The sequence below is a fragment of the Brevundimonas sp. P7753 genome (genome assembly GCF_013386595.1).
GTDB classification, from domain to species: domain Bacteria; phylum Pseudomonadota; class Alphaproteobacteria; order Caulobacterales; family Caulobacteraceae; genus Brevundimonas; species Brevundimonas bullata.
On record NZ_JACARP010000110.1, the window covers coordinates 1 to 25,710 of the forward strand.

At 66.9% G+C, this 25,710-nt stretch carries 26 protein-coding genes, 1 tRNA gene and 1 pseudogene; 6 read left to right on the forward strand and 22 right to left on the reverse strand.

The window, feature by feature from the left end; genetic code table 11:
* The 4 genes and pseudogenes from HX774_RS17020 to HX774_RS17035 all read right to left on the reverse strand — a co-directional run.
* Nucleotides 1-267 (reverse strand): annotated as a pseudogene (locus tag HX774_RS17020) (3-oxoacyl-ACP synthase); the annotation flags it as partial.
* Nucleotides 264-1,337 carry a phosphate acyltransferase PlsX gene (plsX, locus tag HX774_RS17025; protein ID WP_178828666.1) on the reverse strand — a complete coding sequence of 358 codons (1,074 nt, stop codon included), beginning with the start codon at nt 1,335-1,337 and terminating at the stop codon, nt 264-266. The pseudogene HX774_RS17020 and the gene plsX, both read right to left, overlap by 4 nt.
* A 98-nt stretch (nt 1,338-1,435) precedes the next feature.
* Nucleotides 1,436-1,969: a DUF177 domain-containing protein gene (locus tag HX774_RS17030; protein ID WP_178828667.1), complete on the reverse strand. Its 534-nt coding sequence runs from the start codon at nt 1,967-1,969 to the stop codon at nt 1,436-1,438.
* Nucleotides 1,966-2,493, reverse strand: a complete 528-nt coding sequence (locus tag HX774_RS17035; protein WP_178828668.1) for a ubiquinol-cytochrome C chaperone family protein — start codon at nt 2,491-2,493, stop codon at nt 1,966-1,968. Before HX774_RS17035 ends, HX774_RS17030 begins: the two co-directional genes overlap by 4 nt.
* An 87-nt stretch (nt 2,494-2,580) precedes the next feature.
* On the opposite strand from HX774_RS17035, the gene bamE reads away from it, so the two are divergent.
* The gene (gene bamE, locus HX774_RS17040; RefSeq protein ID WP_178828669.1) at nt 2,581-3,060 is read left to right on the forward strand and encodes an outer membrane protein assembly factor BamE; all 480 of its coding nucleotides are present in this window, start codon (nt 2,581-2,583) and stop codon (nt 3,058-3,060) included.
* 56 nt (nt 3,061-3,116) lie between these two features.
* Here bamE and HX774_RS17045 read toward each other — a convergent pair whose 3' ends face one another.
* The 17 genes from HX774_RS17045 to glmU form a co-directional block, all read right to left on the reverse strand.
* Nucleotides 3,117-5,267, reverse strand: a complete 2,151-nt coding sequence (locus HX774_RS17045; RefSeq protein WP_114818076.1) for a sodium-translocating pyrophosphatase — start codon at nt 5,265-5,267, stop codon at nt 3,117-3,119.
* A 182-nt stretch (nt 5,268-5,449) separates the two neighbouring features.
* The gene (locus tag HX774_RS17050) at nt 5,450-5,875 is read right to left on the reverse strand and encodes a hypothetical protein (protein WP_178828670.1); all 426 of its coding nucleotides are present in this window, start codon (nt 5,873-5,875) and stop codon (nt 5,450-5,452) included.
* 39 nt (nt 5,876-5,914) lie between these two features.
* Nucleotides 5,915-6,904 carry a thiamine-phosphate kinase gene (thiL, locus tag HX774_RS17055; protein ID WP_178828671.1) on the reverse strand — a complete coding sequence of 330 codons (990 nt, stop codon included), beginning with the start codon at nt 6,902-6,904 and terminating at the stop codon, nt 5,915-5,917.
* Nucleotides 6,891-7,385, reverse strand: coding sequence for a transcription antitermination factor NusB (gene nusB / locus HX774_RS17060; RefSeq protein WP_114818098.1), 495 nt, complete (start codon nt 7,383-7,385; stop codon nt 6,891-6,893). The genes thiL and nusB overlap by 14 nt, the downstream gene beginning before the upstream one ends.
* A 41-nt stretch (nt 7,386-7,426) precedes the next feature.
* Nucleotides 7,427-7,891, reverse strand: coding sequence for a 6,7-dimethyl-8-ribityllumazine synthase (ribH, locus tag HX774_RS17065; protein WP_370523734.1), 465 nt, complete (start codon nt 7,889-7,891; stop codon nt 7,427-7,429).
* Complete coding sequence (ribB, locus tag HX774_RS17070; RefSeq protein ID WP_178828672.1) at nt 7,885-9,021, reverse strand: 3,4-dihydroxy-2-butanone-4-phosphate synthase; 1,137 nt, start codon at nt 9,019-9,021, stop codon at nt 7,885-7,887. Before ribB ends, ribH begins: the two co-directional genes overlap by 7 nt.
* A complete protein-coding gene (locus tag HX774_RS17075; protein WP_178828673.1) occupies nt 9,018-9,608 on the reverse strand; it encodes a riboflavin synthase in 591 nt (196 codons plus the stop codon). The genes ribB and HX774_RS17075 overlap by 4 nt, the downstream gene beginning before the upstream one ends.
* 60 nt (nt 9,609-9,668) lie before the next feature.
* Entirely contained in the window at nt 9,669-10,424 is a 756-nt protein-coding gene (locus HX774_RS17080; RefSeq protein ID WP_178828674.1) for a RibD family protein, read from the reverse strand.
* Nucleotides 10,424-10,903, reverse strand: coding sequence for a transcriptional regulator NrdR (gene nrdR / locus HX774_RS17085; RefSeq protein ID WP_114818083.1), 480 nt, complete (start codon nt 10,901-10,903; stop codon nt 10,424-10,426). Before nrdR ends, HX774_RS17080 begins: the two co-directional genes overlap by 1 nt.
* Before the next feature lie 12 nt (nt 10,904-10,915).
* Entirely contained in the window at nt 10,916-12,199 is a 1,284-nt protein-coding gene (gene glyA, locus HX774_RS17090; protein WP_178828675.1) for a serine hydroxymethyltransferase, read from the reverse strand.
* A gap of 208 nt (nt 12,200-12,407) precedes the next feature.
* Nucleotides 12,408-12,590: a hypothetical protein gene (locus HX774_RS17095; RefSeq protein ID WP_114818085.1), complete on the reverse strand. Its 183-nt coding sequence runs from the start codon at nt 12,588-12,590 to the stop codon at nt 12,408-12,410.
* Nucleotides 12,590-13,816 (reverse strand): 5-aminolevulinate synthase, encoded by a 1,227-nt coding sequence (hemA, locus tag HX774_RS17100; protein WP_255500521.1) that lies wholly within the window; start codon nt 13,814-13,816, stop codon nt 12,590-12,592. The genes HX774_RS17095 and hemA overlap by 1 nt, the downstream gene beginning before the upstream one ends.
* Nucleotides 13,817-14,195: 379 nt before the next feature.
* The gene (gene mmsB / locus HX774_RS17105) at nt 14,196-15,095 is read right to left on the reverse strand and encodes a 3-hydroxyisobutyrate dehydrogenase (RefSeq protein ID WP_178828677.1); all 900 of its coding nucleotides are present in this window, start codon (nt 15,093-15,095) and stop codon (nt 14,196-14,198) included.
* Nucleotides 15,096-15,170: 75 nt separating this feature from the next.
* Complete coding sequence (locus HX774_RS17110) at nt 15,171-15,926, reverse strand: class I SAM-dependent methyltransferase (protein WP_255500522.1); 756 nt, start codon at nt 15,924-15,926, stop codon at nt 15,171-15,173.
* Between the two features lie 77 nt (nt 15,927-16,003).
* Nucleotides 16,004-17,389 carry a glutathione-disulfide reductase gene (gene gor, locus HX774_RS17115; RefSeq protein ID WP_178828678.1) on the reverse strand — a complete coding sequence of 462 codons (1,386 nt, stop codon included), beginning with the start codon at nt 17,387-17,389 and terminating at the stop codon, nt 16,004-16,006.
* 252 nt (nt 17,390-17,641) lie between these two features.
* The gene (gene rpiA, locus HX774_RS17120; protein ID WP_178828679.1) at nt 17,642-18,325 is read right to left on the reverse strand and encodes a ribose-5-phosphate isomerase RpiA; all 684 of its coding nucleotides are present in this window, start codon (nt 18,323-18,325) and stop codon (nt 17,642-17,644) included.
* Nucleotides 18,322-19,689 carry a bifunctional UDP-N-acetylglucosamine diphosphorylase/glucosamine-1-phosphate N-acetyltransferase GlmU gene (glmU, locus tag HX774_RS17125; RefSeq protein ID WP_178828680.1) on the reverse strand — a complete coding sequence of 456 codons (1,368 nt, stop codon included), beginning with the start codon at nt 19,687-19,689 and terminating at the stop codon, nt 18,322-18,324. Before glmU ends, rpiA begins: the two co-directional genes overlap by 4 nt.
* A gap of 72 nt (nt 19,690-19,761) precedes the next feature.
* Here glmU and HX774_RS17130 point away from each other — a divergent pair, with 72 nt between their 5' ends.
* The 5 genes from HX774_RS17130 (at nt 19,762) to HX774_RS17150 (ending at nt 25,258) form a co-directional block, all read left to right on the forward strand.
* Complete coding sequence (locus HX774_RS17130) at nt 19,762-20,451, forward strand: HAD-IA family hydrolase (protein WP_178828681.1); 690 nt, start codon at nt 19,762-19,764, stop codon at nt 20,449-20,451.
* Between the two features lie 255 nt (nt 20,452-20,706).
* Entirely contained in the window at nt 20,707-21,996 is a 1,290-nt protein-coding gene (locus tag HX774_RS17135; protein ID WP_178828682.1) for a dicarboxylate/amino acid:cation symporter, read from the forward strand.
* Nucleotides 21,997-22,082: 86 nt separating this feature from the next.
* Nucleotides 22,083-22,157, forward strand: a tRNA-Val gene (locus HX774_RS17140).
* A 464-nt stretch (nt 22,158-22,621) separates the two neighbouring features.
* Nucleotides 22,622-22,909 carry a hypothetical protein gene (locus HX774_RS17145; protein ID WP_178828683.1) on the forward strand — a complete coding sequence of 96 codons (288 nt, stop codon included), beginning with the start codon at nt 22,622-22,624 and terminating at the stop codon, nt 22,907-22,909.
* Between the two features lie 288 nt (nt 22,910-23,197).
* Nucleotides 23,198-25,258 (forward strand): AsmA family protein, encoded by a 2,061-nt coding sequence (locus HX774_RS17150; protein ID WP_255500523.1) that lies wholly within the window; start codon nt 23,198-23,200, stop codon nt 25,256-25,258.
* A 113-nt stretch (nt 25,259-25,371) separates the two neighbouring features.
* Here HX774_RS17150 and HX774_RS17155 read toward each other — a convergent pair.
* Nucleotides 25,372-25,710, reverse strand: a 339-nt coding sequence (locus HX774_RS17155) for a hemolysin III family protein (RefSeq protein ID WP_178828684.1), incomplete at its 5' end; no start/stop codon positions are given.

Here is a 25,710-nt window from a genome sequence, read left to right on the forward strand (position 1 = left end):
GGTCTGGTCGGGGGTGGTGGTGGCGACGATGATCAGGTCGACGTCAGCCGCCGTCTTGCCGGCGTCGGCCAGGGCGCGGCGCGCGGCCTCGACCGCCAGATCGCTGGTCGGCTCGTCGTCGCGGGCCTGATGGCGTTGATGGATGCCGGTGCGCTCGACGATCCACTCATCCGAGGTGTCGACGAACTTGGCCAGGTCGGCGTTGGTGACGACCTTCTCCGGCAGGAAGGAGCCGACGCCGGTCACGGCGCTACGGATGACGCTCACTGGTGGGTCTCCCCAAGGGTTTCGGCGGCGGGCGCGGGCTGCTCCAGGGCGGCGAGCCGTCCCAGGTTCGCCCCGACCTTGGCCATGTAGTCGCTGCGCGCCAGATCGACGGCGATGCGGATGGCGTTTCCATAACCTCGCGGCGTGGCGCCGCCGTGGCTTTTCACGACAATTCCGTTCAGGCCCAGCAGAGGCCCGCCGTTGATGGCGTTGGGGTCGATTTTCGCCGCCATGCGCTTCAGCGCCGGCATGGCGATCAGGGCGCCCAGCTTGGCGATCGGACCCGAGGTCAGCGCCTCTTTCAGCAGACCCGAAATGAAGCGCGCCGTACCTTCGGCGGTCTTCAGGGCGATATTGCCGGTGAAACCGTCGGTGACGACCACGTCCACCGTGCCCTTGGCGATGTCATCGCCTTCGACAAAGCCGTGATAGTTCAGAGGAATGCCGCCCTCGCGCAGGATGGCGTGGGCTTCGCGCACCTCGTCGTGGCCCTTCATGTCCTCGGAGCCGACGTTCAGAAGACCGACCGTAGGCTTGGCCACGCCATGCACCGCCGACTGGAAGGCCTCGCCCATGATGGCGAATTCGATCAACTGCTTGGCGTCGCTGCCGATGTTGGCGCCGACATCCAGCACCGCCGTATAGCCGCGAGTCGTCGGCCAGCTGGCGACGATGGCCGGACGTTCCAGCCCAGGCGCCGCCATGCGCAGCAGCAGCTTGGAGATAGCCATCAGGGCGCCGGTGTTGCCGGCGGACACAGCCGCTTTGGCCTCGCCCGTCTTCACCGCCTCGATGGCGTTCCACAGGCTGGAGCCCTTGCCCCGACGCATGGCCTGGGCCGGCTTTTCGTCCATGGCCACGACCTTGTCCGTGTGGCGCACGTCGCAGACGGCGTCGGTCAGGGCGCAGCGCGCCATCTCGGCGCGAATCGCCGCCTCGTCGCCATGCAGCAGGAAACGCACGCCCTCGCCGTCATGCCGCGAGAGATAGTCTTTCACGCCGCCGACCACGACCGAGGGACCGTGGTCCCCGCCCATGGCGTCAAGCGAGATCAGTGTTGGGGATGCCAAGTGGAAATGGACTCCGTCGCCGTCTTGTCGCGGCGCTTCATATAGGGATGCGGGACGCAAATGTCGCACCCATGGGATGCTACCAGGTCAACGCGAGGTCAACCTTCGCCGGAACCGTCCGTCGGACGCAGACCCTTCAGCACGGCGAAAGGCGAGATTTCGCCGGGTTCCGGCGGCTGCTCGAAGACCGCGCCCGGCTTGCGTGGGAAGGGGTCCAGGCTCAGCGCCAGCTGTTCAACGGCATATTGGCCCAGGTCGAGGCTGCCGCCTTCGATCTGATCCGCCGAATCGTCGTCCAGCTCCAGATCGATTTCAGCATTCTCGTCGGCTTCGTGTTCAGTCGCCTCGACCATCTGAACCGAGAACTTGCGATCGATGCGGACCGGCAGGGGCTCCAGCGTCAGCCCGCAGGTCTGAACCGCGTCGGCCATGACCCGCCCGTCCAGACGCCAGCCCGACACGGTCGGGACCAGGTTGATATCGACCTCGAACATATCGAGCGCCTGAAGGTCCAGGGCGCGGACGATTCGTTTGATCGCTTCCGCATCCGGCTTCAAGCGGCGCTGCACGCCCGCGCCGATGTGGTGAAGCCTCAGCGGCTCGCTATAGGGCAAGGGAGGAAGGTCGTTCATGCGATGATCTCCGCCCAGGCCGGAGCCTTGGACACGGTTTCAAACGACTGCGCCGTCAGGTTCTGACGCGAGGCCACGGCGTAACGCGCCAGGGCGCGTCCGGTCTCCGCGTCGGCGCTTTCATAGATGTTCTTGGCCAGGGAGGCGGCCAGGGCGTCGACGTCCTCGGCGCGCAGCGGGCCTTCATAGGCGTTCATGCGGCCATACAGGGACTCGCCCAGCTTGCGCATCTTCTTGCCGACCGAGACGTCGCCGACGCCCAGTTCGCGCAGGGTGTTGTCCAGCGAAGAGATATAGGTGTCGAACAGCTTCTGGGCCGCGACCTCGCCGCGCTCGCCGTCCTGCTTGAGCCGCAGGAACAGAATCAGCACGTGCAGGGTGTAGAGCTCGAAACGGGCGTCGATCCGGTCCGCCACGCCCAGGGCGGTGTAAAAAGCCGGCTGACGGGCCTGTTCGACCGCAACGGCATACAGGGCGTCGCCCTGGCGCTCATCGGGTCGTTGTCGGAAGAGTTTTCTAAGCATGAGCAACAGCCCCTTTTTCGCCGCGCCGTTGCACTAGGACGCAGCGCCGGTTAGGTCAAAGACCTTGTTATGCTGAGGCGGACGCGGATGCCCCGAATTACACCGATCTTCGCTGCTGTTGCGCTGGCCGCCGCTGCAGGCGCCTGTGCGCCGACCGTCGCCACCCAGGGCTTCCAGGCGATCGACGCCAAGCCTCAGGATGTCGTGGCCGGAACCGACACCAAGGAAACCGTCCTGGCGCGTCTGGGTTCGCCCTCGACGACCTCGACCTTCGAACCGGAAAGCGTCTGGTACTACCTGACCCAGACGACCGAGCGTTACACCTACAACAAGCCGCAGGTGTCGCAGCGCACGGTGACTGAGATCACCTTCGACAAGGCCGACGGCAAGGTCGCCGCCGTGCGCACCCTCAGCCTGGCTGACGGTCGCGAAGTCGCCATGGAGCGTCGCGAGACCCCGACGCGCGGTCGCCAGCTGACGATTCTGGAGCAGCTGCTGGGCAACGTCGGCCGTGGCCAACTGCCCCGCACCGAAGACGACGTCCCCGGCCAGCGCCGCCCGGACTAGGCCTCTGCGGCCACAAAAGATCAGGCCCCGGAGAGCAATCTCCGGGGCCTTTTTTGTTAGACGATCTTCCCGCTCGCCAGCACCGCCAGCAGCAGAAGCGCCACGATGTTGGTGATCTTGATCATCGGGTTCACCGCCGGACCAGAGGTGTCCTTGTAGGGATCGCCCACAGTGTCGCCGGTGACGGCGGCCTTGTGCGCTTCCGAGCCCTTGCCGTGGACCACGCCGTTCTTGTCGGTGAAGCCCTCCTCGATCAGCTTCTTGGCGTTGTCCCAGGCCCCGCCGCCGGAGGTCATCGAGATGGCCACAAACAGGCCGGTCACGATCACCCCCATCAGCATGGCGCCCAGGGCGGCGAAGGCGTTGGCCTTGTCCGGCTGGATGAACAGCACCACCACGAACAGGACGATCGGCGACAGCACCGGAAGCAGGCTGGGCACGATCATCTCGCGGATGGCCGCACTGGTCAGGATGTCCACGGCCTTGCCGTATTCGGGCTTGGTCTCGAACGTCATGATGCCTGGGTTCTCGCGGAACTGACGGCGCACCTCGGCCACGACGGCCTCGGCGGCGCGTCCCACCGCCGTCATCGACATCCCGCCGAACAGGAAGGGCAGCGCCCCGCCGAACAACAGGCCGACCACGACATAGGGGTTGGACAGGTCAAAGGCGACCGCGCCCAGTCCGTAGAAGAAGCTACCCGGCGTCGCCTCAGCCGCAAAGTGCTTCAGGTCTTCGACATAGGCGGCGAACAGGACCAGCGCGCCCAGGCCCGCCGAACCGATGGCGTAGCCCTTGGTCACGGCCTTGGTGGTGTTACCCACCGCGTCCAGGGCGTCGGTCGAGACGCGGACTTCGGACGGCAGACCCGCCATCTCGGCGATGCCGCCGGCGTTGTCGGTGACGGGTCCAAAGGCGTCCAGCGCCACGATCATCCCCGCCACGCCCAGCATGGTCGTGGTGGCGATGGCGATGCCGAACAGGCCCGCCAGCTGGAAGGCCGCGATGATGCCGACGATGATGGTCAGCGCCGGCAGAGCAGTGGATTCCAGAGACACCGCCAGGCCCTGGATCACATTGGTGCCGTGCCCCGAGACCGAGGCGTTGGCCACCGACTTCACCGGGCGGAAGCCGGTGCCGGTGTAGTATTCGGTGACGACCACGATGGCCGCCGTGACCAGCAGTCCGACGACGCCGGCCCAGAACAGGTTCATGGGCTGGATCAGCAGCCCGCTAGAGGTCTCTACCGCGCCCGGCACCAGCTGGTTGATGACCCACCAGACGGCGATGACAGACAGGACCCCCGTGACGATCAGGCCCTGATACAGGGCGCCCATGATGTTGCCGCCCTTGCCCAGTCGGACAAAGAAGGAGCCGATGATCGAGGTCACGATGCAGATGCCGCAGATCGCCAGCGGCAGCAGCATCATTACTTCGACATAGGGCTGATCGCGGAAGAAGATGGCCGCCAGGACCATCGTCGCCACGGTCGTGACGGCATAGGTCTCGAACAGGTCGGCGGCCATGCCGGCGCAGTCGCCGACGTTGTCGCCCACGTTGTCGGCGATGGTGGCGGCGTTGCGGGGATCGTCCTCGGGGATGCCGGCCTCGACCTTGCCCACCATGTCGCCGCCCACGTCGGCGCCCTTGGTGAAGATGCCGCCGCCCAGTCGCGCGAAGATGGAGATCAGCGAGGCGCCGAAGCCAAGGGCCACCAGGCCGTCGACGACCGTGCGGCTGGTGGATTCAAACCCCATGCCCTGGGTCATGAAGGCGTAGTAGCCCGACACGCCCAAGAGGGCGCCGCCCGCCACGAACATCCCCGTGATGGCGCCGGAACGGAAGGCCAGGTCCAGCCCCTTGGCCAGACTTTCAGACGCCGCCTGGGCCGTGCGCACATTGGCCCGCACCGAAATCAGCATCCCGGCGAAACCGGCCGCGCCTGACAGCACCGCCCCGATCAGGAACCCGAGCGCAGCCCAGGGCCCGATAAGCAAAAAGGCCGCGACCAAGATCACGACCCCCACCATACCAATCGTTATGTACTGACGCTTCAGATAGGCTGACGCCCCTTCCTGGATCGCCGCGGCGATCTCTCGCATCCTGTCGTTACCTGTGCCGGCCTTCATCAGGACCGCAGTCTGGACGGCGCCGTAGAGCACCCCCAGTACGCCGGCCGCAATGACCAGCCATAGATAGTTCGTCATGGCGTTTCCAAGCCCTTGTGCAACAAGCACACGGATCCTTGGCGCGGGCGGGCGTTTCGCCTCGTCTCCGCCTTCCGGTCCCCCCGTGCGCCTACGAACGCAGCCTTACGTCCCCCGGGAATTGCGGCTCAACTGTGTCAAAAGCCTCGCCGTGAAGCAACAGCGGTTTCTAAAGGCTGATTTCAGACGCCCTGCATGCCCGTGCGGCGGCGCGGCGTCTGGCTGACGACCTCGACGCGGGTCACGGCGCCGCGCCCGACCAGGGTCGCAGCCGATCGGATCAGGCTGGCGCTCAGGGCCGCCGTATCCAGCGCCACCCAGGTGTCCGGCAGGACGAAGGGCGTGCGATGCCCCGCGCGGACCAGGGCGTCCCGCAGATGGGCCTCCTTAGCCCGCACCGCCTCGACCGTGTGGCCCGGCCCCAGATGCAGCTTCAGCACGATGAAGACGTAGTTGCGCACCCGCCCGTCGCTGATGACCGGCAAGCCCATGCCGGGCAGGTTCATGACGGCGGCGGCGGGCTCCGCCTTGTCCGACGCGCCGGCCGTCCCCGCAACGGCCGTTGCGGTCAGAAGGGCTCCAGCCTGGATCAAGGCGCGACGTTGCATGAGACTCACCCTGCCCGGTTCCGGTTAGGATTCCGTTGCCTAGTCGTGGGTCCAGCCGATCCGGGTCGGGGTGATTTCCTGTCCGAGGTGACGCACGATCACCCCCTTGCCCTCGACTACACGGCCGATACGGGTCAGGCGCAGGTGGCGGCGTTCCGCCTCGCGGCGCAGGGCTTTCTCGGCGCCCGCCGGAACGGTCAGGACGATCTCGTAGTCGTCGCCGCCCGTGGCCAGCAGCTCCAGCGCGCCTTGCGGGTCCACGCGACTGTCCAGCCAGGCCTGGGCCGCCGCCGACAGGGGCAGGACCTCAAGATCAAGCTCCATGCCCACGCGGCTGGCCTCGGCGATATGGCCGGCGTCGGCCAGCAGGCCGTCGGAGACGTCGGCGCTGGCGGTGGCCAGGCCGCGCACGACGGCGGCGAACTCGACGCGCGGCATGGGGGTGCGATAGGCGGCCTCCAGCGCGTCCATGCGCTCGGGCTCCAGCGACAGGGCACCTTGCGCCGCCTGAAGCCCCAGCCAGCCGTCGCCGATGGCGCCGGTGACAAAGACCAGGTCGCCCGGTCTCGCCCCGCCCCGGCTGACGGTCGAGGAGGACGGCGCCCAGCCCAGCAGGGTAGCGGAGAAGCTGGCAGGCCCCGGCGTCTTGACCGTGTCGCCGCCCAGCAGCGAAATGTCGAAGATAGCCTGGTCGCGCCGCAGCCCGGCGACAAAGGCCTCGCGCTCGGGCCAGCCGCAGCGCTCGGACCAGTGGCAGGCCAGCAGATAGCCGAAAGGCTCGGCCCCCTTGGCCGCCAGGTCGGACAGGTTCACCCGCAGCAGCTTCTGCGCCACCGTGTCCAGCGGGTCGTCGGGCAGGAAGTGGACGCCCTCAATGATGGCGTCCTTGGTCAGGATCAGGTCATAGCCCGGTCGCGAGGGCAGCACGGCCACGTCGTCGGCCAGCCCCCTCGCCCATTCCGGGTGGGCCAGCGGCTTCAGAAGCCGCTGGATGGTCTCGAATTCGCCAGCGACGTCAATCGCGGGCATCGCGCGCCACGCCGTCGAGCGCCGCGTTCACGAACTTCGCCTCTGCCTCGTCGAAGAAGGCCTTGGCCAGCTCGACATACTCGTCGATGACGATCTCACGCGGCACGTCGGGCTTGGACTTCAACTCCCAGGCGCCGCAACGCAGCAGGGCGCGCAGGGTGGCGTCCAGACGTTCCAGCCGCCAGTTGGAAGCCAGACGCGCCTTGACCGCCTCGTCGATGTCGCGCTGGTCCTCGACCACGCCGTGGACGATGTCCGAGAACCATTGCTCGTCGGCCTCGGCCAGGGGGGCGCCGTCGATGTCGCCGTCGAAGCGGTGATCGCGGAATTCCTTGACGATGACGTCCACGCCCTCGCCCGCCAGTTCCATCTGATACAGGGCCTGGACGGCGGCCAGACGGGCGACCGTGCGGGCGCGACGCTGACGGCTGGTCAGTTGCGGCTCGGCGCGGGCTTTGTCGGCCTCGGCCAGCTGAGCCATGACTTCGGCGACGGTGGCCGGGGTGGGTTTGGTCGATTCGGTCACGAGGCCAGTCCTCCGCGCAGGCGCTTGCGCAGCGCGATCAGGTCCAGACAGGCGCGAGCGGCGCCGCCGCCCTTGTCGCCTTCGCTCATCCGGGCGCGGGCCCAGGTCTGTTCTTCGTCCTCGGTCGTCAGGATGCCGTTGCCGATGGCCAGACCCTTGAGGCCCAGGTGCATCAAGCCGGCAGCCGACTGATCCGAGACGATCTCGAAGTGATAGGTCTCGCCCCGGATGATGCAGCCGAGCGCGACATAGCCGTCATAGCGCGGCGCGGTCGGGTAGCGACCGGCTTCCTCGGCCAGGGCGATGGCGGTCGGAACCTCCAGGGCGCCGGGCACGGTGACGACGTCGAACTGCACGCCTTGCGCACGCAGGGCGTCCTTGGCCCCTTCCAGAAGGGCGTCGGCCAGATCGTCGTAGTAACGCGCCTCGACGATCAGGACGCGGGTGGGGTCGTTCAGGATTGGTCTTCTCCGTCCATGTCGCGCCAGCCCACGATGCGCAGGCCGTAGCCTTCAAGCGCCGTCGGATTGGGCCGCGTCGAGCTCATCACGATCATATCTTTGACGCCGAGGTCGAGCAGAATCTGGGCGCCGACACCATAGGCTTTCAGCGAACGATCCACCGCAGTCGGCTTGTCCGCCCCGCCCAGGCGCTCGGCCAGGCCATGCAGGCCCGGGTCGCGCAGGAAAACGACGACGCCGGGACCGTCGCTGGCGGCCAGGGCCTGCATCGCCTTGGGAATATAGTTCTGGCGCGCCTCGACATGGCCCAGCAGGTCGGCGGCGAAGTCGATCTGGTGCATGCGCACCACGGTCGGCTTGGTCGGGTCGATGTCGCCGCGCACCAGGGCGATGTGTTCGGCGCCCTCGATGGTGTTGCGATACAGGATCAGCTTGAACGGCCCGCCGTGGACGCTCTCGAACGGCGTCTCCAGCACCCGCTCGACAAAGCGCTCGGTGCGGCGGCGATAGGCGATCAGGTCGGCGATGGTGCCGATCTTCAGCCCATGCAGTTGGGCGAAGGCGATGAGATCGGGCATCCGCGCCATCTCGCCATCGTCCTTGATGATCTCGCAGATCACGCCTGACGGATTCAGGCCGGCCATGCGGCTGATGTCGACGGCGGCCTCGGTGTGGCCGGCGCGGACCAGAACGCCGCCGTCGCGCGCGACCAGCGGGAAGATGTGACCGGGCGAGACGATGTCGTCCACGCCGCGCGTCGGATCGGTCGCAACCTGAATCGTATGCGAACGGTCAGCGGCGGAGATGCCCGTGGTCACGCCTTCCTTGGCCTCGATCGAGACGGTGAAGGCGGTCTTCATGCTCTCGCGATTATCGGCGGCCATCGGCGGGAGGCGCAGCTGTCGAGCGCGGTCGCCGGTCACGGCCAGGCAAACCAGGCCGCGCGCATAGCGGATCATGAAGTTGATCTGATCCGGCGTGGCGAACTGGGCCGGAATGACGATGTCGCCCTCGTTCTCGCGATCCTCGGCGTCCACAAGGATATAGGGGCGGCCGTTGCGGGCGTCCTCGAGAATGTCCTCGATCGAGCTGATCGGACTGTCGGTATTGTAGACGGCCAGTTTCATCATGCGGTCTCCTGCCACCGCGCGAGGTAGCGCGCCAGCATGTCGATCTCCAGGTTGACCTTGTCGCCGACCTTCAGGCCGCCGAGCGTGGTCGCATCCCACGTATGCGGAATGATGTTCAAGTCGAAGCGGCGCTCTTGCACCCCATTCACCGTCAGGGAAACCCCATCGACGGTGATTGAGCCCTTCGGCGCGATAAAACGGTGCAGAGGCGCCGGCGCCTCGACCACGATGCGGTGCGATCCGCCCTCGGGTGTGATCGAGATCACCTCGCCCAGACCGTCGACGTGGCCCGAGACGATGTGGCCGCCCAGTTCGTCGCCCAGTTTCGCGGCGCGTTCCAGATTGACGCGGGTGTTCTCGGTCCAGTCGCCCAGCTTGGTCTTGGACAGGGTTTCGCCCGACACCTCGACGGCGAACCAGCCTTCACCCTTCTCCGTCACGGTCAGGCAGCAGCCCGCGTGGCTGATGGAGGCGCCCAGGTCGATGGTCGCCGTGTCCCACACGGTTTCGATCTCATAGCGACGGTCGCGGTCGGTGTGGCGGACGCTGCGGACGCGGCCGATGTCGGTGACGATGCCGGTGAACATGAAAGCTCCGGTCCCTTCGGACCCAAAAAACAGAGTCTAATTAGTCTAATTCGTCTGAAATCAGCCGTCGAAGCGCGCGTAGCGTTCCCACAGGTCGTCTCCGACAGGCTCGACGCCCAGACGACGGAACTTGGGGGCGTCGGCCAGCTTTGCAAGCGCCAGGGAGGCGACGCAGGGCCGCCCCTCCCCGCCCAGCAAGATCGGGGCGCGGAACCACTCGATGACGTCCACCACGCCGGCCTGCAGAAAGGAGGCAGCGACACGCCCCCCGCCCTCGATCAGCAGGGAACCGACGCCGCGCGCGGTCAGGACCTCCAGCACGGCGGAGATGGCGGGGCGACCGTCGTCTGCGGCGACCGCGACGACGTCAGCCTGGCCGATGGGGTGAACAGCCCCTGCTGTCAAAATCAGCGTGTTCCCGCTGGCGACCTTGGCCGTCGCGGGGGTGCGAAGGCGGCTGTCGAGGACGACGCGCAGCGGATTCCCCTCTTTCCTCCCCACCTGTGGGGAGGGGGACCACGAAGTGGTGGAGGGGGCGGCGGAAACGGCGGACGTTGTGTCGCCCCCTCCGTCTCGTTCGCTTCGCGACCGATCCACCTCCCCATTCGCTCCGCGAACAGGGAGGAGTCTGACCGTCAGTTCGGGATCGTCGGCCAGCACCGTCTCGACGCCGACCAGGATGGCGTCATGGGTCGCGCGCAGGCGGTGGCCCTGTTGGCGGGCTTCAGGCCCGGTGATCCACTGGCTCTCGCCCGAGGCCGTGGCGATGCGGCCGTCCAGCGAGGTCGCCAGCTTCAAGGTGACGCGCGGGCGCATCACGCCTTGCCGGAATCGTCGGAGCTCCCGTCAAAACCCTCAGCGCCGAGGAATTTGGCGAAGTCGTCGGTATGGCGGAAGTCCTTGTAGACCGAGGCGTAGCGGACGTAGGCGACCTCATCGACCGATTTCAGCGCCTTCATGATGAAGTCGCCGACGATGCTGGACGGGATCTCAGTCTCGCCCAGGCTTTCCAGCTGGCGCACGATGCGGCTGACCAGCAGCTCGACCTGATCGGGCTGCACGGGACGTTTCCTCAGGGCGATGCCCAGCGAGCGTTCCAGCTTGTCGCGGTCGAAGGGGGTGCGGCGGCCGTTCCTTTTCAGGATGACCAGTTCGCGCAGCTGCACCCGCTCAAAGGTGGTGAAGCGCCCGTTGCACTGCGGGCAGGACCGACGGCGGCGGATGGCCGCGCCGTCGTCAGACGGGCGGCTGTCCTTTACCTGGGTGTCGGCGTTGCCGCAGAAGGGGCACTTCATCCAGTCGGTCCCTTAGCGGTAGATCGGGAAGCGCGCGGTCAGTTCGCGCACCTGGGCGGCCACGCCCGCGACGACGGCCGGATCGGCTTCATCGCCGCCGTTCATCGACGAGACGACGTCGGCGATCCAGTGACCGATCTGCTTGAACTCTTCCTCGCCGAAGCCGCGCGTGGTGCCGGCCGGGGTGCCCAGACGGACGCCCGAGGTGACGGTGAAGGGCGCGGTGTCGAACGGCACGCCGTTCTTGTTGCAGGTCATCAGCGCCTTTTCGAGCTCATGCTCGGTGGCCTTGCCGGTCACGCCCTTGGGACGCAGGTCGACCAGGGCCAGGTGGCTGTCGGTGCCGCCCGAGACGATGGCCAGGCCGCGCTCGATCAGGACGCCGGACAGGGCCTGGGCGTTCTTCACGACCTGTTGGGCGTACCCCTTGAACTCGGGCTTCAGCGCCTCGCCGAAGGCCACGGCCTTGGCGGCGATGACATGCTCCAGCGGGCCGCCCTGCAGGCCGGGGAAGACGGCCGAGTTGATCTTCTTACCCAGATCGACGTCGTTGGACAGGATCATGCCGCCGCGCGGACCGCGCAGGGTCTTGTGCGTCGTGGTGGTGACGACGTGGGCGTGCGGCACCGGGTCAGGATAGGCGCCGCCCGCGATCAGGCCGGCGTAGTGGGCCATGTCGACCATCAGATAGGCGCCGACGCTGTCAGCGATCTCGCGGAAACGCTTGAAGTCGATGTGGCGGCTGTAGGCCGAGGCGCCGGCCAGGATCAGCTTGGGCTTCTCCTTCTGGGCCATTTCGGCGACGTGGTCATAGTCGATCAGGTGGGTGTCTTCGGACACCTTGTAGGTGACGGGGCGGAACCACTTCCCCGACTGGTTGGCGGGCGAACCGTGGGTCAGGTGCCCGCCGCAGGCCAGGTCCATGCCCAGGAAGGTGTCGCCGGGCTGCAGCAGGGTGAAGAAGACCGCCTGGTTGGCCTGGGCGCCCGAGTGGGGCTGGACGTTGGCGAAGGCGGCGCCGAACAACTCCTTGGCGCGCTCGCGGGCCAAGTCCTCGATCACGTCCACGAACTCGCAGCCGCCGTAGTAGCGACGGCCCGGATAGCCCTCGGCGTACTTGTTGGTCAGGACGGAGCCTTGCGCGTCCAGCACCGCCTGGGAGACGATGTTTTCAGAAGCGATCAGCTCGATCTGCTCCTGCTGGCGGCCAAGCTCGCCCTGAATGCCCTTGAAGATCGCCGGATCGGCATCAGCAAGGCTCTTGGAGAAGTACGATTCGTGGGTGAAGGCGGTCACTGGCGGGCATCCCGAAGGCTGAAGGCTGAAACGGCGGGACCTATCTAGGCCGCGCCGCCGAACACCACAACATCTAGGGGGTAGAAGCCTTCACGCCCCCGTCATCCCGGAAGCGGCGCAGCCGCTATCCGGGACCGCAGGAAGCACAAACGCGGCGTCTTGGGCGGTCCCGGCTCTCGCTGCGCTTCGGCCGGGATGACGGCGATGGTCAGCGTTGTGACAACGCCCGCTTCAGTTTGGCGATGGCCACGCGTTCGACGGCGCGCGGCTCCAGCGCGGGGCCCATGGCGGACACCTCAATGCCCGTCGCCGTGTGAACGGCGTTGCACTTCACATAGGTCCCGTTGCGCACGAACTCGACGATGACTTCGCCAAGTTCACCGTCCTGCATCAGGCGGCGACCGGCTGTCGGGCCACGTTGCAGTGCGACCAGAGCTTGTCCATCGCGTCGACCAGCTGGTCGATCATGCCGTCGTCATGGTTGGGCGACGGGGTGAAGCGCAGGCGCTCGGTGCCCTTGGGCACGGTCGGGTAGTTGATCGGCTGGACGTAGATGCCGAAATCTTCCAGCAGCATGTCCGAGATCAGCTTGCAGTGGACCGGGTTGCCGACGTGGACCGGAACGATGTGGCTGACGCTGGGCAGGACCGGGATGCCGGCCTGGGTCAGGCGGCGTTTCAGGGTCTCGGCGCGTTCCTGATGGGCGTCGCGCAGTTCGGCGTGGGCCTTCAGGTGACGCACCGAGGCCAGGGCCCCGGCGGTCAGGGCGGGCGGCAGGCTGGTGGTGAAGATGAAGCCCGACGCCCAGCTGCGCACGGCGTCCACGATCACGGCGTCGGCGGCGATGTAGCCGCCCATGACGCCGATGGCCTTGCCCAGGGTGCATTCGACGATGTCGATGCCGTCCAGCAGACCGTCACGCTCGGCGACGCCCGCGCCGGTCGCGCCATACAGGCCGACCGCATGGACTTCGTCCAGATAGGTCATGGCGCCGTACTTCTTGGCCAGGGCGATGGTGCCGGCGATGTCGGCGATGTCGCCGTCCATCGAGTAGACGCTTTCGAAGGCGACCAGCTTGGGCGCAGCCAGCGGCGCGGCGGCCAGCAGTTCTTCGAGGTGTTCCAGGTCGTTGTGGCGGAAGATGTGGCGCGGGCCGCCGCCGTGGCGGATGCCCTCGATCATCGAGGCGTGGTTCAGGGCGTCCGAGAAGATGATCAGGCCGGGCAGGATCTTTTGCAGGGTCGCCAGCGTCGCCTCATTGGCCACATAGCCCGAGGTGAACAGCAGGGCCGCTTCCTTCTGGTGCCAGCTGGCCAGCTCGGCTTCCAGATCGACCGCCGAGCGTGTGGTGCCCGAGATGTTGCGCGTGCCGCCGGCGCCGGCGCCCACGGCGTCGATCTCAGCCTTCATGGCGTCCAGCACCAGGGGATGCTGGCCCATGCCCAGATAGTCGTTAGAACACCAGACCACGACATTCTGTTCGGAGCCGTCGTCGCGGCGGCGAACCGCCTGCGGGAACTGGCCGCGCACGCGCTTCAAATCGGCGAAGACGCGATAGCGCCCTTCGCTGCGGACCTGCTCGACAGAGCTTTGAAAGGCAGACTTATAGTCGAACAAGGCGCTAGTTCTTTCGCTTATACAGCTTTCCGCGCCTAATTGCGCTCGCCGCTCAGCGTTGTCCATGTTCAGGGCCGGACAAAACGTCTCAACCCCTTAATTGATAACGGTTCTCATTTTGAGTTGCCAGCGGTCGTCGGCCCTGCGGGACCTCCCGACCCGACGCGGGCTGTTTGGGTGTGGCCCGCGGTCAAAAGGCTCCGCCTTTTCAGCCCGACGCGGGCTGGCACAGCCCTTTCCTCCCTGTCGCGCAGCGATGGGGAGGTGGATCGGCGCCGCGAAGCGACGAGACGGAGGGGGCCTCGACGGCTGACGTCTGTGCCGCCCCTCCACCGCTACGCGGTCCCCCTCTCCATGAAATGGGGAGGAAAGAGGCGCTTTAGTTCGCCAGCGTATCCAGGCGTCCGCGCAGCATCTGGACCATGGCGGAGAAGTCCTTGCCGCCGTAGCCGAGGCCGTTGAACAGGGCATAGAGGGCCTCAGCCTGAGCGCCGAGCGGGGTGGTGGCGCCGGCCTTGGCGGCGGCGTCCTGGGCCAGTTTCAGGTCCTTCAACATCATGGCGGTGGCGAAGCCGCCTTCGTAGTCGCGATTCGAAGGCGCGGTCGGCACCGGGCCGGCCCAGGGGTAGTAGTTGCTGACGCTCCAGCACTGACCCGAAGATTTCGACGCGATCTCGAAGAAGCGTTCCGGCTCCAGACCCAGCTTCTCGGCCAGGGCGATGGCCTCGCAGGTCCCGACCATGCTGATGCCCAGCAGCATGTTGTTACAGATCTTGGCGGCCTGACCGGCGCCGTGGTCGCCGGCGCGGATGGTGATGCGGCTCATGGGCTCCAGCGCCGGTTCGACGCGAGCGAAGTCGGCCTCGTCGCAGCCGACCATGAAGGCCAGGGTGCCGGCGTCGGCGGCGGCGGTGCCGCCCGAAACGGGGGCGTCGGCGAAGGCGTAGCCCGCCTCCTTGGCCAGACCGGCGACCTTGCGCGCCGTCTCCACGTCGATGGTCGAGCAGTCCAGCAGCAGGGCGGCGGACGGCGCCGCGCCGATGATCTGCTCGGAATAGACGCTCAGCACGTGGGGACCGGCGGGCAGCATGGTGATGACCACCTCGGCGTCCTTCACGGCCTCGGCGACCGAGCTGACCGTGCGGCACCCGGCCTCGGCGGCGCGTTCCAGCGCGGCGGGCGACAGGTCGAAGGCGGCGACGTCATGCCCGGCCTTGGCCTGATTGGCGGCCATGCCGCCGCCCATGTTGCCGAGACCGATGAAGGCGATGCGAGTCATCTGAGCGTTTCCCTTATGGATTTTGCGGCAGGGTTAGCGCCCCCTGCCCCGCTTCGCCAGTCACCAGTTCGACACTCAGCCCGGCTTTTTGAAGCGATAGACGAACTGGTCGGTCTTGCCGCGAATGGCCTCGTCAAAGACGTTCAGGCTGTGGTCGTCCGCCGGGTTGGCGACGGCGGCGGTTTCACCGTCGAAGATGAAGCCGGCGGCCTCGACCTCCTTGCGCAGCTGCGCGCCCTCGATGCGGTGCAGGGTCTCGACGGCGGTGTTGCCGGCGCCGGGCGCGGCCTGGTGATCGATGACCACGAACAGGCCGCCAGGCTTCAGCGCCTTGAAGATGTCGGCGTTCATCTTGGCCACATCCACGCCGAAACGAGGGATGTGGAAGTCGTGGTATTCCTGGCTCATGAAGACCACGTCCAGCGGCTGATCGAAGGCCATGGCGTCCAGGTCGCCGTTGACGCGGCTGACGTTGGGATAGGCGGCGACCAGGGCGTCGGCGCGCGGGTTCTCGCGTTCGGCGGTCTTGTTCGGCACGAAGGCGTAGACGTGGCCGCCCTCGCCCACCACGCGGGCGAACAGGAGGGTGAAGTAGCCGGCGCCGGGGCGGATGTCGGCGACTCGCTGCCCCGGCTGAACCTGGGCGAAGGCGAGGATTTCGGCCGGGTGACGCAGCGGATCGCGAGCGACCTCGTCAGCAGGGCGCAGGGTGTCGGCGACGGCGCTCTGGACCAGAGACGACGGGGCGGTCTGGTCTGTGCTTTGGGCGAGAACCGGCGAACCGGCGAGCATCAGGGCGGACAGGGCGGCGGCGAGCAGGGCGGACTTCATGGGACGACCTCCGAAAAAGCTGGGCGGCATAAGGCGCGAGCTAGAGGCGACTGACAAGCCGCCTCTAGCCTTAATGATCAGCCCGCCGACATCGACGCCGGGGACTGCTTTTCTTTCAGCGTCACCAGTTCCTCGGCCATGGTCGGGTGGACGGCGCAGGTGGCGTCCCACTGGGCCTTGGTCAGGCCGGCCTTCACGGCGATGGCGGCCAACTGGATCATTTCCGGGCTTTCCGGGCCGACGATGTGGACGCCGACGACGCGCTGGCTGTCGGCGTCGACCACCAGCTTCATCAGCACACGCTCGTCCGAGCCGGTGAAGGCGTACTTCATCGGCCGGAAGCGGGTCACATAGACGTCCACTTCGCCGGAACAGGCGCGGCGCGCGTCATGCTCGGTCAGGCCGACAACGCCGACCGGGGGCTGGCTGAAGACCGCGCTGGCGACGGCTTCGTAGTCGAAGTGCTGAGGATTGTTCTTGTAGACCGTCTCGTGGAAGGCGACGGCTTCGCGAATGGCGACGGGGGTCAGGTTCATGCGGTCGGTCACGTCGCCGATGGCCCAGATGTTGTCGGCCGAAGTCTTCGAATAGTCATCGACCTTGATCGCGCCCTGGTCGTTCAGCTCGACACCCGCCTTCTCCAGCCCCAGGTCCTTGACGTGGGGGACCCGGCCGGTGGCGAACATGACCACGTCGGTTTCCAGCGTCATGCCGTTTTCCAGATGGTTGACCAGGCCGGTTTCGGTTTTCTCGATCGAGGCGTGCTGGCAGCCCAGGATGACCTTGACGCCGCGCTTCTCGATCTCGCCTGCCAGATGGGCGCGCACGTCGTCGTCGAAACCGCGCAGGATGTTGGGGCCGCGATAGATCAGGGTCGTCTCGACGCCGAGACCGGCGAAGATGCCCGCGAACTCGACCGCGATATAGCCGCCGCCTGCGATCAGAATACGCTTGGGCAGTTCCGGCAGGTGGAAGGCTTCTTCGGAGGTGATGGCGTGTTCGATGCCCGGCAGGTCCTCGGGCTTCCATGGACGGCCGCCGGTGGCGATCAGGATCTTCTCGGCGGTGAAGGTCTGGTTCTTGCCGACAATCTCGACGGTGTGGGCGTCCTTCATCACGGCGCGGCCGTGGACCAGATCAACGCCCGCCTTGCCCAGGTTGGCGGCGTAGATGCCCGACAGGCGCGCGATCTCGACATCCTTGGCCTGCAGGAAGGTCGGCCAATCGAACTTCGCATTGTCAAAGGACCAGCCATAGCCCTCGGCGATCTCCAGGGCGTGGCTGACCTCGGAAGCCATGACCATGAACTTCTTGGGCACGCAGCCGCGAATGACGCAGGTGCCGCCGACGCGATACTCCTCGGCCACGGCCACCTTCTTGCCGCCCAAGGCGGTCAGGCGCGCCGCGCGCACCCCGCCTGAACCGGCGCCGATGACGAAGAGGTCGTAGTCGTACTGGGTCATCGAGGGCTCCGGGAATGGACTCGAAAAGATGAGTCCAATTCGTCTGAATCGTCTGAAATCTGTGCGGCTGAACCGCAGCGCTGACCCGACTTAGGCGCCGGGGCGCGAGGGGGCAAGGCGATCCCGCGCTTCCGTCATCCCGGAAGCGGCGCAGCCGCTATCCGGGACCGCAAGAAACGCTGAAGCTCGTGTTTGTGGCGGTCCCGGCTCTGCGCCTCGCGAAGCGAGGCTTCGGCCGGGATGACGGAGGGCTTAGGGATTGATCGTCTCGAACCCTTCGTCCGTGCCGATGATGGCCAGGTCTGTCAGGTCGAGGAAGAGGCCGTGCTCGACGACGCCGGTCAGGCTCTTGAGGTCGGCGGCGAGGCGGGCGGGGTCTTTGATGACCTTGCAGGCCGCATCGTAGATCAGGTTGCCGCCGTCGGTGCGGATCAGGCCTCGGTCGGCCTGACGGACGCGGGCGGGCATGGGGATGTCGTGGTCGGCCAGGACGTCGGCGATGCGGTTGGCGGTCGTCTTGTGACCGAAGGCGACGACCTCGATCGGCAGGGGGAAGGTCCCCAAAACCGGCACGACCTTGGCCGCGTCGGCGATGCAGATGCAGCGTTCAGACGCCTCCCACACCAGCTTCTCGCGCAGCAGGGCCGCGCCGCCGCCCTTGATGAGGGCGAGGCCCGGGCCGATCTCGTCGGCGCCGTCGACGGTCAGGTCGATGCGCGGGGTGTCCTCCAGCGTCGACAGGGTCAGGCCCAGCTCGCGCGCCAGATCGGCCGTGCGTTCGGATGTCGGGACGCAGCGCAGGTCCGGCAGGTTACGCGCCGCCAGCGCCTTGACGAACCAGGCGGCGGTGGAGCCGGTGCCCAGCCCGACGACCATGCCGGCCTCGACATAGGCGGCGGCGGCTTCGCCGGCGTTCTTCTTCTGTAGGTCGCTCATTGGGATTTCGCCGCCTTCTTTGCGCGCATCGTGTCCATGAAACGGGCGGCCCAGCCCGACTTGGTCGTCTGTTCGGCGCGGCCGAGCGCCAGATCGCCGGGCGCGACGCCCTTTGTCACCACCGAACCAGAGCCGACCATGGCGCCCGCGCCGATAACGACAGGGGCCACCAGCGACGAGTTCGAGCCGACGAAGGCCCCCTCGCCCACCGTAGTCCGGTGTTTGAAGAAGCCGTCATAGTTACAGAAGATGGTGCCGGCGCCGATGTTGGCTTTCGCGCCCACATGGCCGTCGCCGAGGTAGGCCAGATGGTTGGCCTTGGCCCCCGCGTCCATGCGGACGTTCTTGACCTCGACGAAGTTGCCGACCTTGACGCCCTCGCCCAGGTCCGCGCCGGGGCGCAGGCGGGCGTAGGGGCCGACCTCGGCCTTGGTCGCGACCTTGGCGCCCTCGATGTGGCTGAAGCTGCGGATGCGCGCACCCTCGGCCACAACCGCGCCGGGGCCGAAGACGACGAAGGGCTCGATGGTCGTGCCGGCGCCGACTTCAGTATCCCAGGCGAAGTGGACGGTGTCGGGAGCCGACATGGTAACGCCCGCCGCCAGGAAATGTTCGCGCTGGGTCGACTGGAACAGGGCCTCGGCCTGGGCCAGTTCGCCTTGCGCGTTCACGCCCATGACCGAGTCTTCGGCGGCGAAGACGGCGCGGGTCGGGGCGCCGCGCTTGCGGGCCAGCTCGACCACGTCGGTCAGGTAGTATTCGCCCTTGGCGTTGTCGTTCCGAACCTCGGCCAGCAGGTCGAACAGCAGGCCGACCGGGGCGGCCATGACGCCGGAGTTGCAGGCGGTGATCGCCAGAACATCCTCGGACGCCTCCTTGGCCTCGGTGATAGCGAGCAGGTCGTCACCGTCGAGGATCAGACGGCCGTAGGCGCCGGGGTCGCGGGCCTCGAAGCCGATGACGGTGACGCCTTCATGCACGCCTTCGTGTGTTTCAGCGAAGAGCGGCTCGATGTCGGCGGCCTTCAGCAGGGGGACATCGCCATAGGTCACGACCACATGGCCGATGAAGTCGCCCAGCACAGCCTCGGCGGCGCGGACGGCGTGGCCAGTGCCGAGCGGCGGGTCCTGAACGGCGATGGAGTCCTCGCCCAGACGGCGCACGACGTGGTGGCGGACTTCCGGCGAATGGGCGCCGACGACGACGACGATGCGCTCGCAGCCCAGGGCCTCGGCGGCGTCGATGGCATGATCCAGCATGGCGCGCTGGCCCACCGGGTGCAGCACCTTGGGCAACGGGGACTTCATCCGCGTTCCTTGGCCTGCGGCAAGGATGATGGCGGCGCGAGGATGGTGTGCGGTCATGAATCGATCCGGCGGCTTGTCGTCCTGCGCGATCTAGCCCATTGCCGGGGCCTGCGCGAGCCGGGAGACGACATGAGCATCGAACGCGATCTGGAAGGCTGGACCATCGCCTTCGACCTGGACGGGACCCTGGTGGACTCGGCGCCCGATCTGATCGGCACGCTGAACCGGATGCTGGCGCAGTACGAACTGCCGCCGACGCCCCTGTCCTCGGCCCGGCATCTGGTCGGGCATGGGGCCATGGCCCTGCTGCGCCACGGCTTCATGGAGGCGGGCGCCGCCTGGGACGAGGCCCATGCGCCCGGCCTGTTCGACCGCTTCATCGAGGACTACCTGGCCCACATCGCCGACGAGAGCACCGTGTTTGACGGCGTGGTCCCGGCGCTGGAGCGGTTGGCCGCGCGGGGGGCCATCCTCTGCGTGGCGACTAACAAGCGCACAGACCTGGCGGTCGCCCTGATCGAGGCGCTGGACCTGACCAAGCATTTCGCCTTCATCGCCGGGCCGGATGCGGTGTCGGCGCGCAAGCCGAGCGGGGCGCATATCCATGAGGCGGTGCAGAAGGCGGGCGGCGATCCGGCGCGCTGCGTCATGGTCGGCGACAGCACGACGGACACCAAGGCGGCCAAGGATGCGGGCGTGGCCTGCATCGTCGTCGGCTTCGGTTACAACGACGTGCCGCGCGACGCGCTGGGCGGGGATGTGGTGATCGACCACTACGACGGGTTCGAGGCGGCGCTGGCCGAGGTGATGTTCGGCTGATCTTCCTTCTCCCCTTGTGGGAGAAGGTGGCTGGCGGAGCCAGACGGATGAGGGGTTGCGGGACGCTGAACTCGCCGCCTTCATCCGCCGTGGCGAGACCCCTCATCCGGCCCTGGCGGGCCACCTTCTCCCGCAAGGGGAGAAGGAAAAACTATCGAACGCTTTAGAACTTCTACGCCCTATCTGCGCCTGTCGCGGTTGCCGTCCGCCCGCACGAGAAACACATAGACCGACCGCTCCTCCCCAAAGGTCGTCATGTTTCGTCGCTTCTTCGCTATCCCGCTCTGGCAGCGCACCGCCGCCGGTTTCGCCCTGGGCATCATCGCCGGCCTGATCCTGCGCGAGCAGGCCGTGGTCTGGTTGCAGCCGATCGGCGATGTCTATCTGAACCTGATCCGCATGGTGGTCGCGCCCCTGGTGCTGTTCACCATCGCCAGCTCCATCGCCAAACTGGGCGAAGGGGTCGGGGCGGTGCGGCTGGGGGTGCGGACCCTGGTCTGGTTCGCGATCACCTCGCTGCTGGCGGTGCTGGTCGGGTTTGCGTTCGGGCATCTGATCAATCCGGGGCTGGGCCTGTCGAACCTGCCGCTGGGCGAGGTGCGCGAGCGGGTGATTCCGACGCCTCTGGACGTCCTGCTGGGCATCGTGCCGACCAATCCCTTTGCGGCGTTGAGCGAGGGCAAGGTGCTGCAGATCATCTTCTTCTCGGCGCTGGTCGGCGCGGCGCTGGTGGCGTTGGGCGACCGGGCGCAGACGGCGCGGCGGCTGGTAGACGAAGGGGCGGCCCTGGTCTTCCGCATCACCCGCTGGGTGATCCAGCTGACGCCGTTCGGGGTGTTCGGCCTGATCGGCTCGGTCGTCGGCGGTTATGGCTGGGAGGCCCTGCTGCCGCTGGGCAAGTTCATCTTCGCCATCTATGCGGCCTGCCTGTTCCATATCCTGATCGTCTATTCGGGCTTGCTGAAGCTCCACGGCCTGAAGATCCGCAGCTTCTTCCGCGGAGCCTTCGCGGCCCAGCAAACAGCCTTCGCCACCTCGTCGTCGCTGGGCACCCTGCCGATCACCCTGCGCCAGACGGTCGAGCGTCTGGGCGTGCCGCAGGCCTATGCCGCCTTCGCCGTGCCCCTGGGCGCCAATGTGAAGATGGACGGTTGCGGCGCCATCTATCCGGCCATCGCCTCGATCTTCATCGCCCAGTATTTCAGCATCGACCTGAGCCTGACCCAGTACGTCCTGATCGGCCTGACGGCGGTGCTGGGGTCGCTGGGGACGGCGGGCGTCCCCGGCACCTCCATCGTCATGCTGACCCTGACCCTGTCGACGGCGGGCCTGCCGCTGGAAGGCATCGGCTATATCGTCGCCATCGACCGGATCATCGACATGATGCGCACGGCCACCAATGTCACCGGCCAGATGCTGGTCCCCGTTCTGGTGGCCAAGGAGGAAGGCATCCTGAACGAGGACATCTATAACGGTCACGTCGCCTGGCTGCCGGGCGATCCCGAGGCGGAAACGCCGGAAGGGGTCCGCGCCGCCGGTATTTGATCAAAGAGGCTTGCCGTCGCCGGAATCGCGGGCTACATCGCGCCTCCCGACGGCCCAAGCCTTTCTGATTTGGTCGTTACTGCGCTGGACGCGTAGCTCAGCGGGAGAGCACCTCGTTCACACCGAGGGGGTCACAGGTTCAATCCCTGTCGCGTCCACCATTTTCCTTGAATATTTTCATGCACATGCAAGCGCCCTGCTCCGCGCGGCCAGCCGAAGCCTTGTGGCCTGGACGGTAGTCGGATGGGTGAAGCTCACGCCTGGCCTGAAGCGAGGGATGGGGCATTGGGAAGATCAGCGGCGACACGTTTAAGAACCTGCGGCTGCGGCGGCCGGAACCATTCCGGGCTCCCGCCCCCTTTGAAGGTCTGTAGAGCCGCGCATTCTAGCGCGAGCGACATACCTCAGTTCCCGAGTAGACACGCATGAACCGTCCCACCGACACCTCGACCTCTCTTCGTGTTCTTGAACAGGAGGCGGAGAGGATGGCCAGGCTCTCGCCCTTCGCCGCTGATCGCGACCGATTCAATCGGATCGCCCTCCGCTACCGCGAAGAGGCGGCAAGACGGGACAAGGAGGTCTCCCCTCCCTCGTCCTAGCCTCATCCCTGTGCGACACCTGATCCATGAGTGATGAACGCAAACAGAAACTGGCCGGCGAGCGCGCCGAACTCTACGCCCCGGCGCCTACGGGCGGATCGACCATGGCCGGCCTCTGCGCCGGTACGGTGAGCCTGCTCGGCGTCTTCGTGGTTTCAGGCTTCTATGGACATGACGCCAAGGACCATCTGGTGCTGACCGCCGTCGCCACGGCGGTCGGCTTCCTTGCCGGTGTGATCGGCTACAAGAAAGTGGCTCGCGCAAACCGTCGCGCGGTCCGGACAGAGCGGCAGGCCATCGACGACGGCAAATAGTGAAGTCGTAAGCCGCCCAAGGATCTAACGAAAGTCGGCCAAAAAACCAGGCTCGCGATCCGACCGTGCGTTCACGTCGTCGGTCTTACCGTTCTCGATTACCGAAGGCTTGCTGGCCGGGCGGCGGCCGTGAAAAGCAGCCAGAGCGCGATCAAAACAAAAACGGGCTATCTGCGCGACGGCCAAGCCCCGTTCTCGCCTACAACCCTGGCGCGCCTTCCGGTCCGGTTTCAAACCTGTGGCGCCCTTTGCCGTCTCGGGCGTTGATCAGCTTCACCGGAGGCAACCTTGATCAACAGACCAGGCCCGAAATCAGTCCGTCAATCCTTGCGGGCGGGCGCGACCTCCGTCTGGCGTGTGGCGAAAACTCGGGCGGACAGGCTAAGGGCCTACGTCGTCGCCGAAGACCCTGCCTGGCTGGCGTTTCGACATCCGGGAAGGCCGGAGGCCGTCGCGGCGGGGATAACCCTGGCCCTGGCGGTCGGTTTTCTGTTGTTCCTGGTTCTGTTCGACTGGAACTGGCTGCGCGGACCGATCAGCCGCGCGGCGTCGGCCTCGACCGGCCGCGCGGTCCTGCTGAACGGCGATCTGGATGTCAGGCTGTTCAGCTGGACCCCGTCAGCCACGGTGCGCCGGCTCAGTATCGGCGGCCCCGCCTGGGCGCGCGGTCAAAATACGGCCGAGGTCGAACAGCTGGACGTCTCGGTTCGGTTGCGTCGGCTGTTCTTGGGCCAGGTGGAGGTGTCATCCCTGACCATGACGCGCCCGACGGTTCATCTGATCGTGGATGCGGAGGGCCGGCGCAGCTGGGACCTGAAACCGGATCGGCCCGACGACGGTCGCGGGGCGAAACTGCCGGTCATCCAGCGCCTGGTCATCAAGGACGGCCGCCTGACGCTGGACGAACAGCGGCGCGGCATGAAGCTCGACGCCATGGTCGCCGCGCGCGAGGCGCGGTCTCCCGAGGAGGGTGAAAGCGGTTTCCAGCTTGACGGCAAGGGGACGATGAACGGCGCGCCGCTCACCCTTCGCGTCACGGGCGGCCCCTTCGTCAATATCCGCCGCGACCGGCCCTACGCCTTCACCGCCGATCTGTCAGGGGCCGGGTCGAGACTGAAGGCAGAGGGCGCCGTCACTCGCCCCTTCGACCTTGGGCGTTTCAACGCCGTGCTGGAACTGGAAGGACAGGACCTGGCCGACCTCTATCTGCTGACGGGCATCACCACGCCGAACACGCCGCCCTACAGATTGAGCGGCCGCCTGAGCCGCGACGGCGCCCTGTTCCGCTTCGCCGATTTCAGCGGACGGGTCGGGTCGTCAGACCTGTCGGGGACGCTGGAGGTGAACAAGATCGGCGCACGCCGCCGGGTCGATGCGGAACTGGCCTCTCGCTCGCTAGACATCGATGATCTCGCGGCCGTCCTGGGCGCCCGGCCAAGGGTCACAAGCGGCGGAACGGTGGCCAGCTCTGGCGCGCCGGGCAAGCTCCTGCCCGATGCGCCGCTGCGGACCGAAAGGCTCCGCGCCATGGACGGGTCCCTGTCCTATCGCGCCGCTTCGGTAAAGGCGAACACCCTCGACATCCGGCAGGTCCGGCTCGGCGCCGACCTGAAGGACGGGATACTGAAGCTCAACCCGGTGTCCTTCACCTTCAATCGCGGCGAACTCAACGGGACAGCGCGGATCGACGCACGCCGGAGCACGCCTTACAGCGCCGTCGATTTCCGCCTGAGCGGCTATCCGCTGGAATCGATCATCCCAGCTCGAGGGGGCGCACCGACGGTGACGGGCCGCGCCCTGGGCCGAGCGAAGCTGGAAGGTCCAGGAGCCTCCATTCATGATCTGGCGGCCAATTCCAAGGGGACCATCAGCCTGGTCGTCCCCCAGGGGCGGATGCGGTCGGCCTTCGCAGAACTGCTGGGCATCAATGTCGGCGCGGGCTTGCGCAAGCTGCTGTCCGGCGATCAGTCCACATCCGGCATCCGCTGCGCCGTGGCGGACTTCACAGTCGCCGGCGGCGTGGCGACCTCGCGCACCCTTGTGATCGACACAGACGTGGTCCTCGCCCAGGGATCAGGGACCATCGACCTGGGGGCCGAGACGATGAACCTCAGAATTGACGGCGAAACCAAGAAGCCTCGCCTGCTACGGGTCTGGGCCCCGATCACGGTCAAGGGCCCGCTCGTCTCCCCGAGCCTTGGCGTGGACGTTTCGGCCGTGGCGACCCAGGGCGGGATCGTCGGCGCCCTGGCGACTCTGGTCAATCCGGTCGCCGCGCTGCTGGGCTTCGTAGACCCCGGCCTGGCGGAAGACGCCGACTGCGGCAGCCTGATCGCCGGCGCCCGCTGAACGCCGTGATCCGCGTTCGAACTCACGAGGTAGTCCTCACGCAGCACCCGGCCCTGTCGCATCGCCCAAGCGTGAGCACCGCGTGAGCTATTCCACGTCGGCTCGGTCGGCGATCAGGCGTTCGTCAGCACCACGCCGACCAGAACAGCGGCCCAGTGCACCCCGGCGGCGGCCACCACGTGGCCATGCCAGACGGCTCTGAACCAGGTGAGCTTCTTGCGCACGTAGAAGACAGCGCCGGACATGTAGAGCACGCCTCCCGCCGCCAGCAGAACCAGGGCGATCAAGGAGCCGTGGGCGATCATCGGCTTGAAGGCGATCACCACGAGCCAGCTCAAGGCAATATAGAGAAGTATCCAGAATCGGCGGCCGACACCCGGAAGGAAGAGCTTCCCCAAGGCCCCGAGGACCGCCAGCCCCCAGACAGTCGCGGTCATGCCCCACGCCCAGGC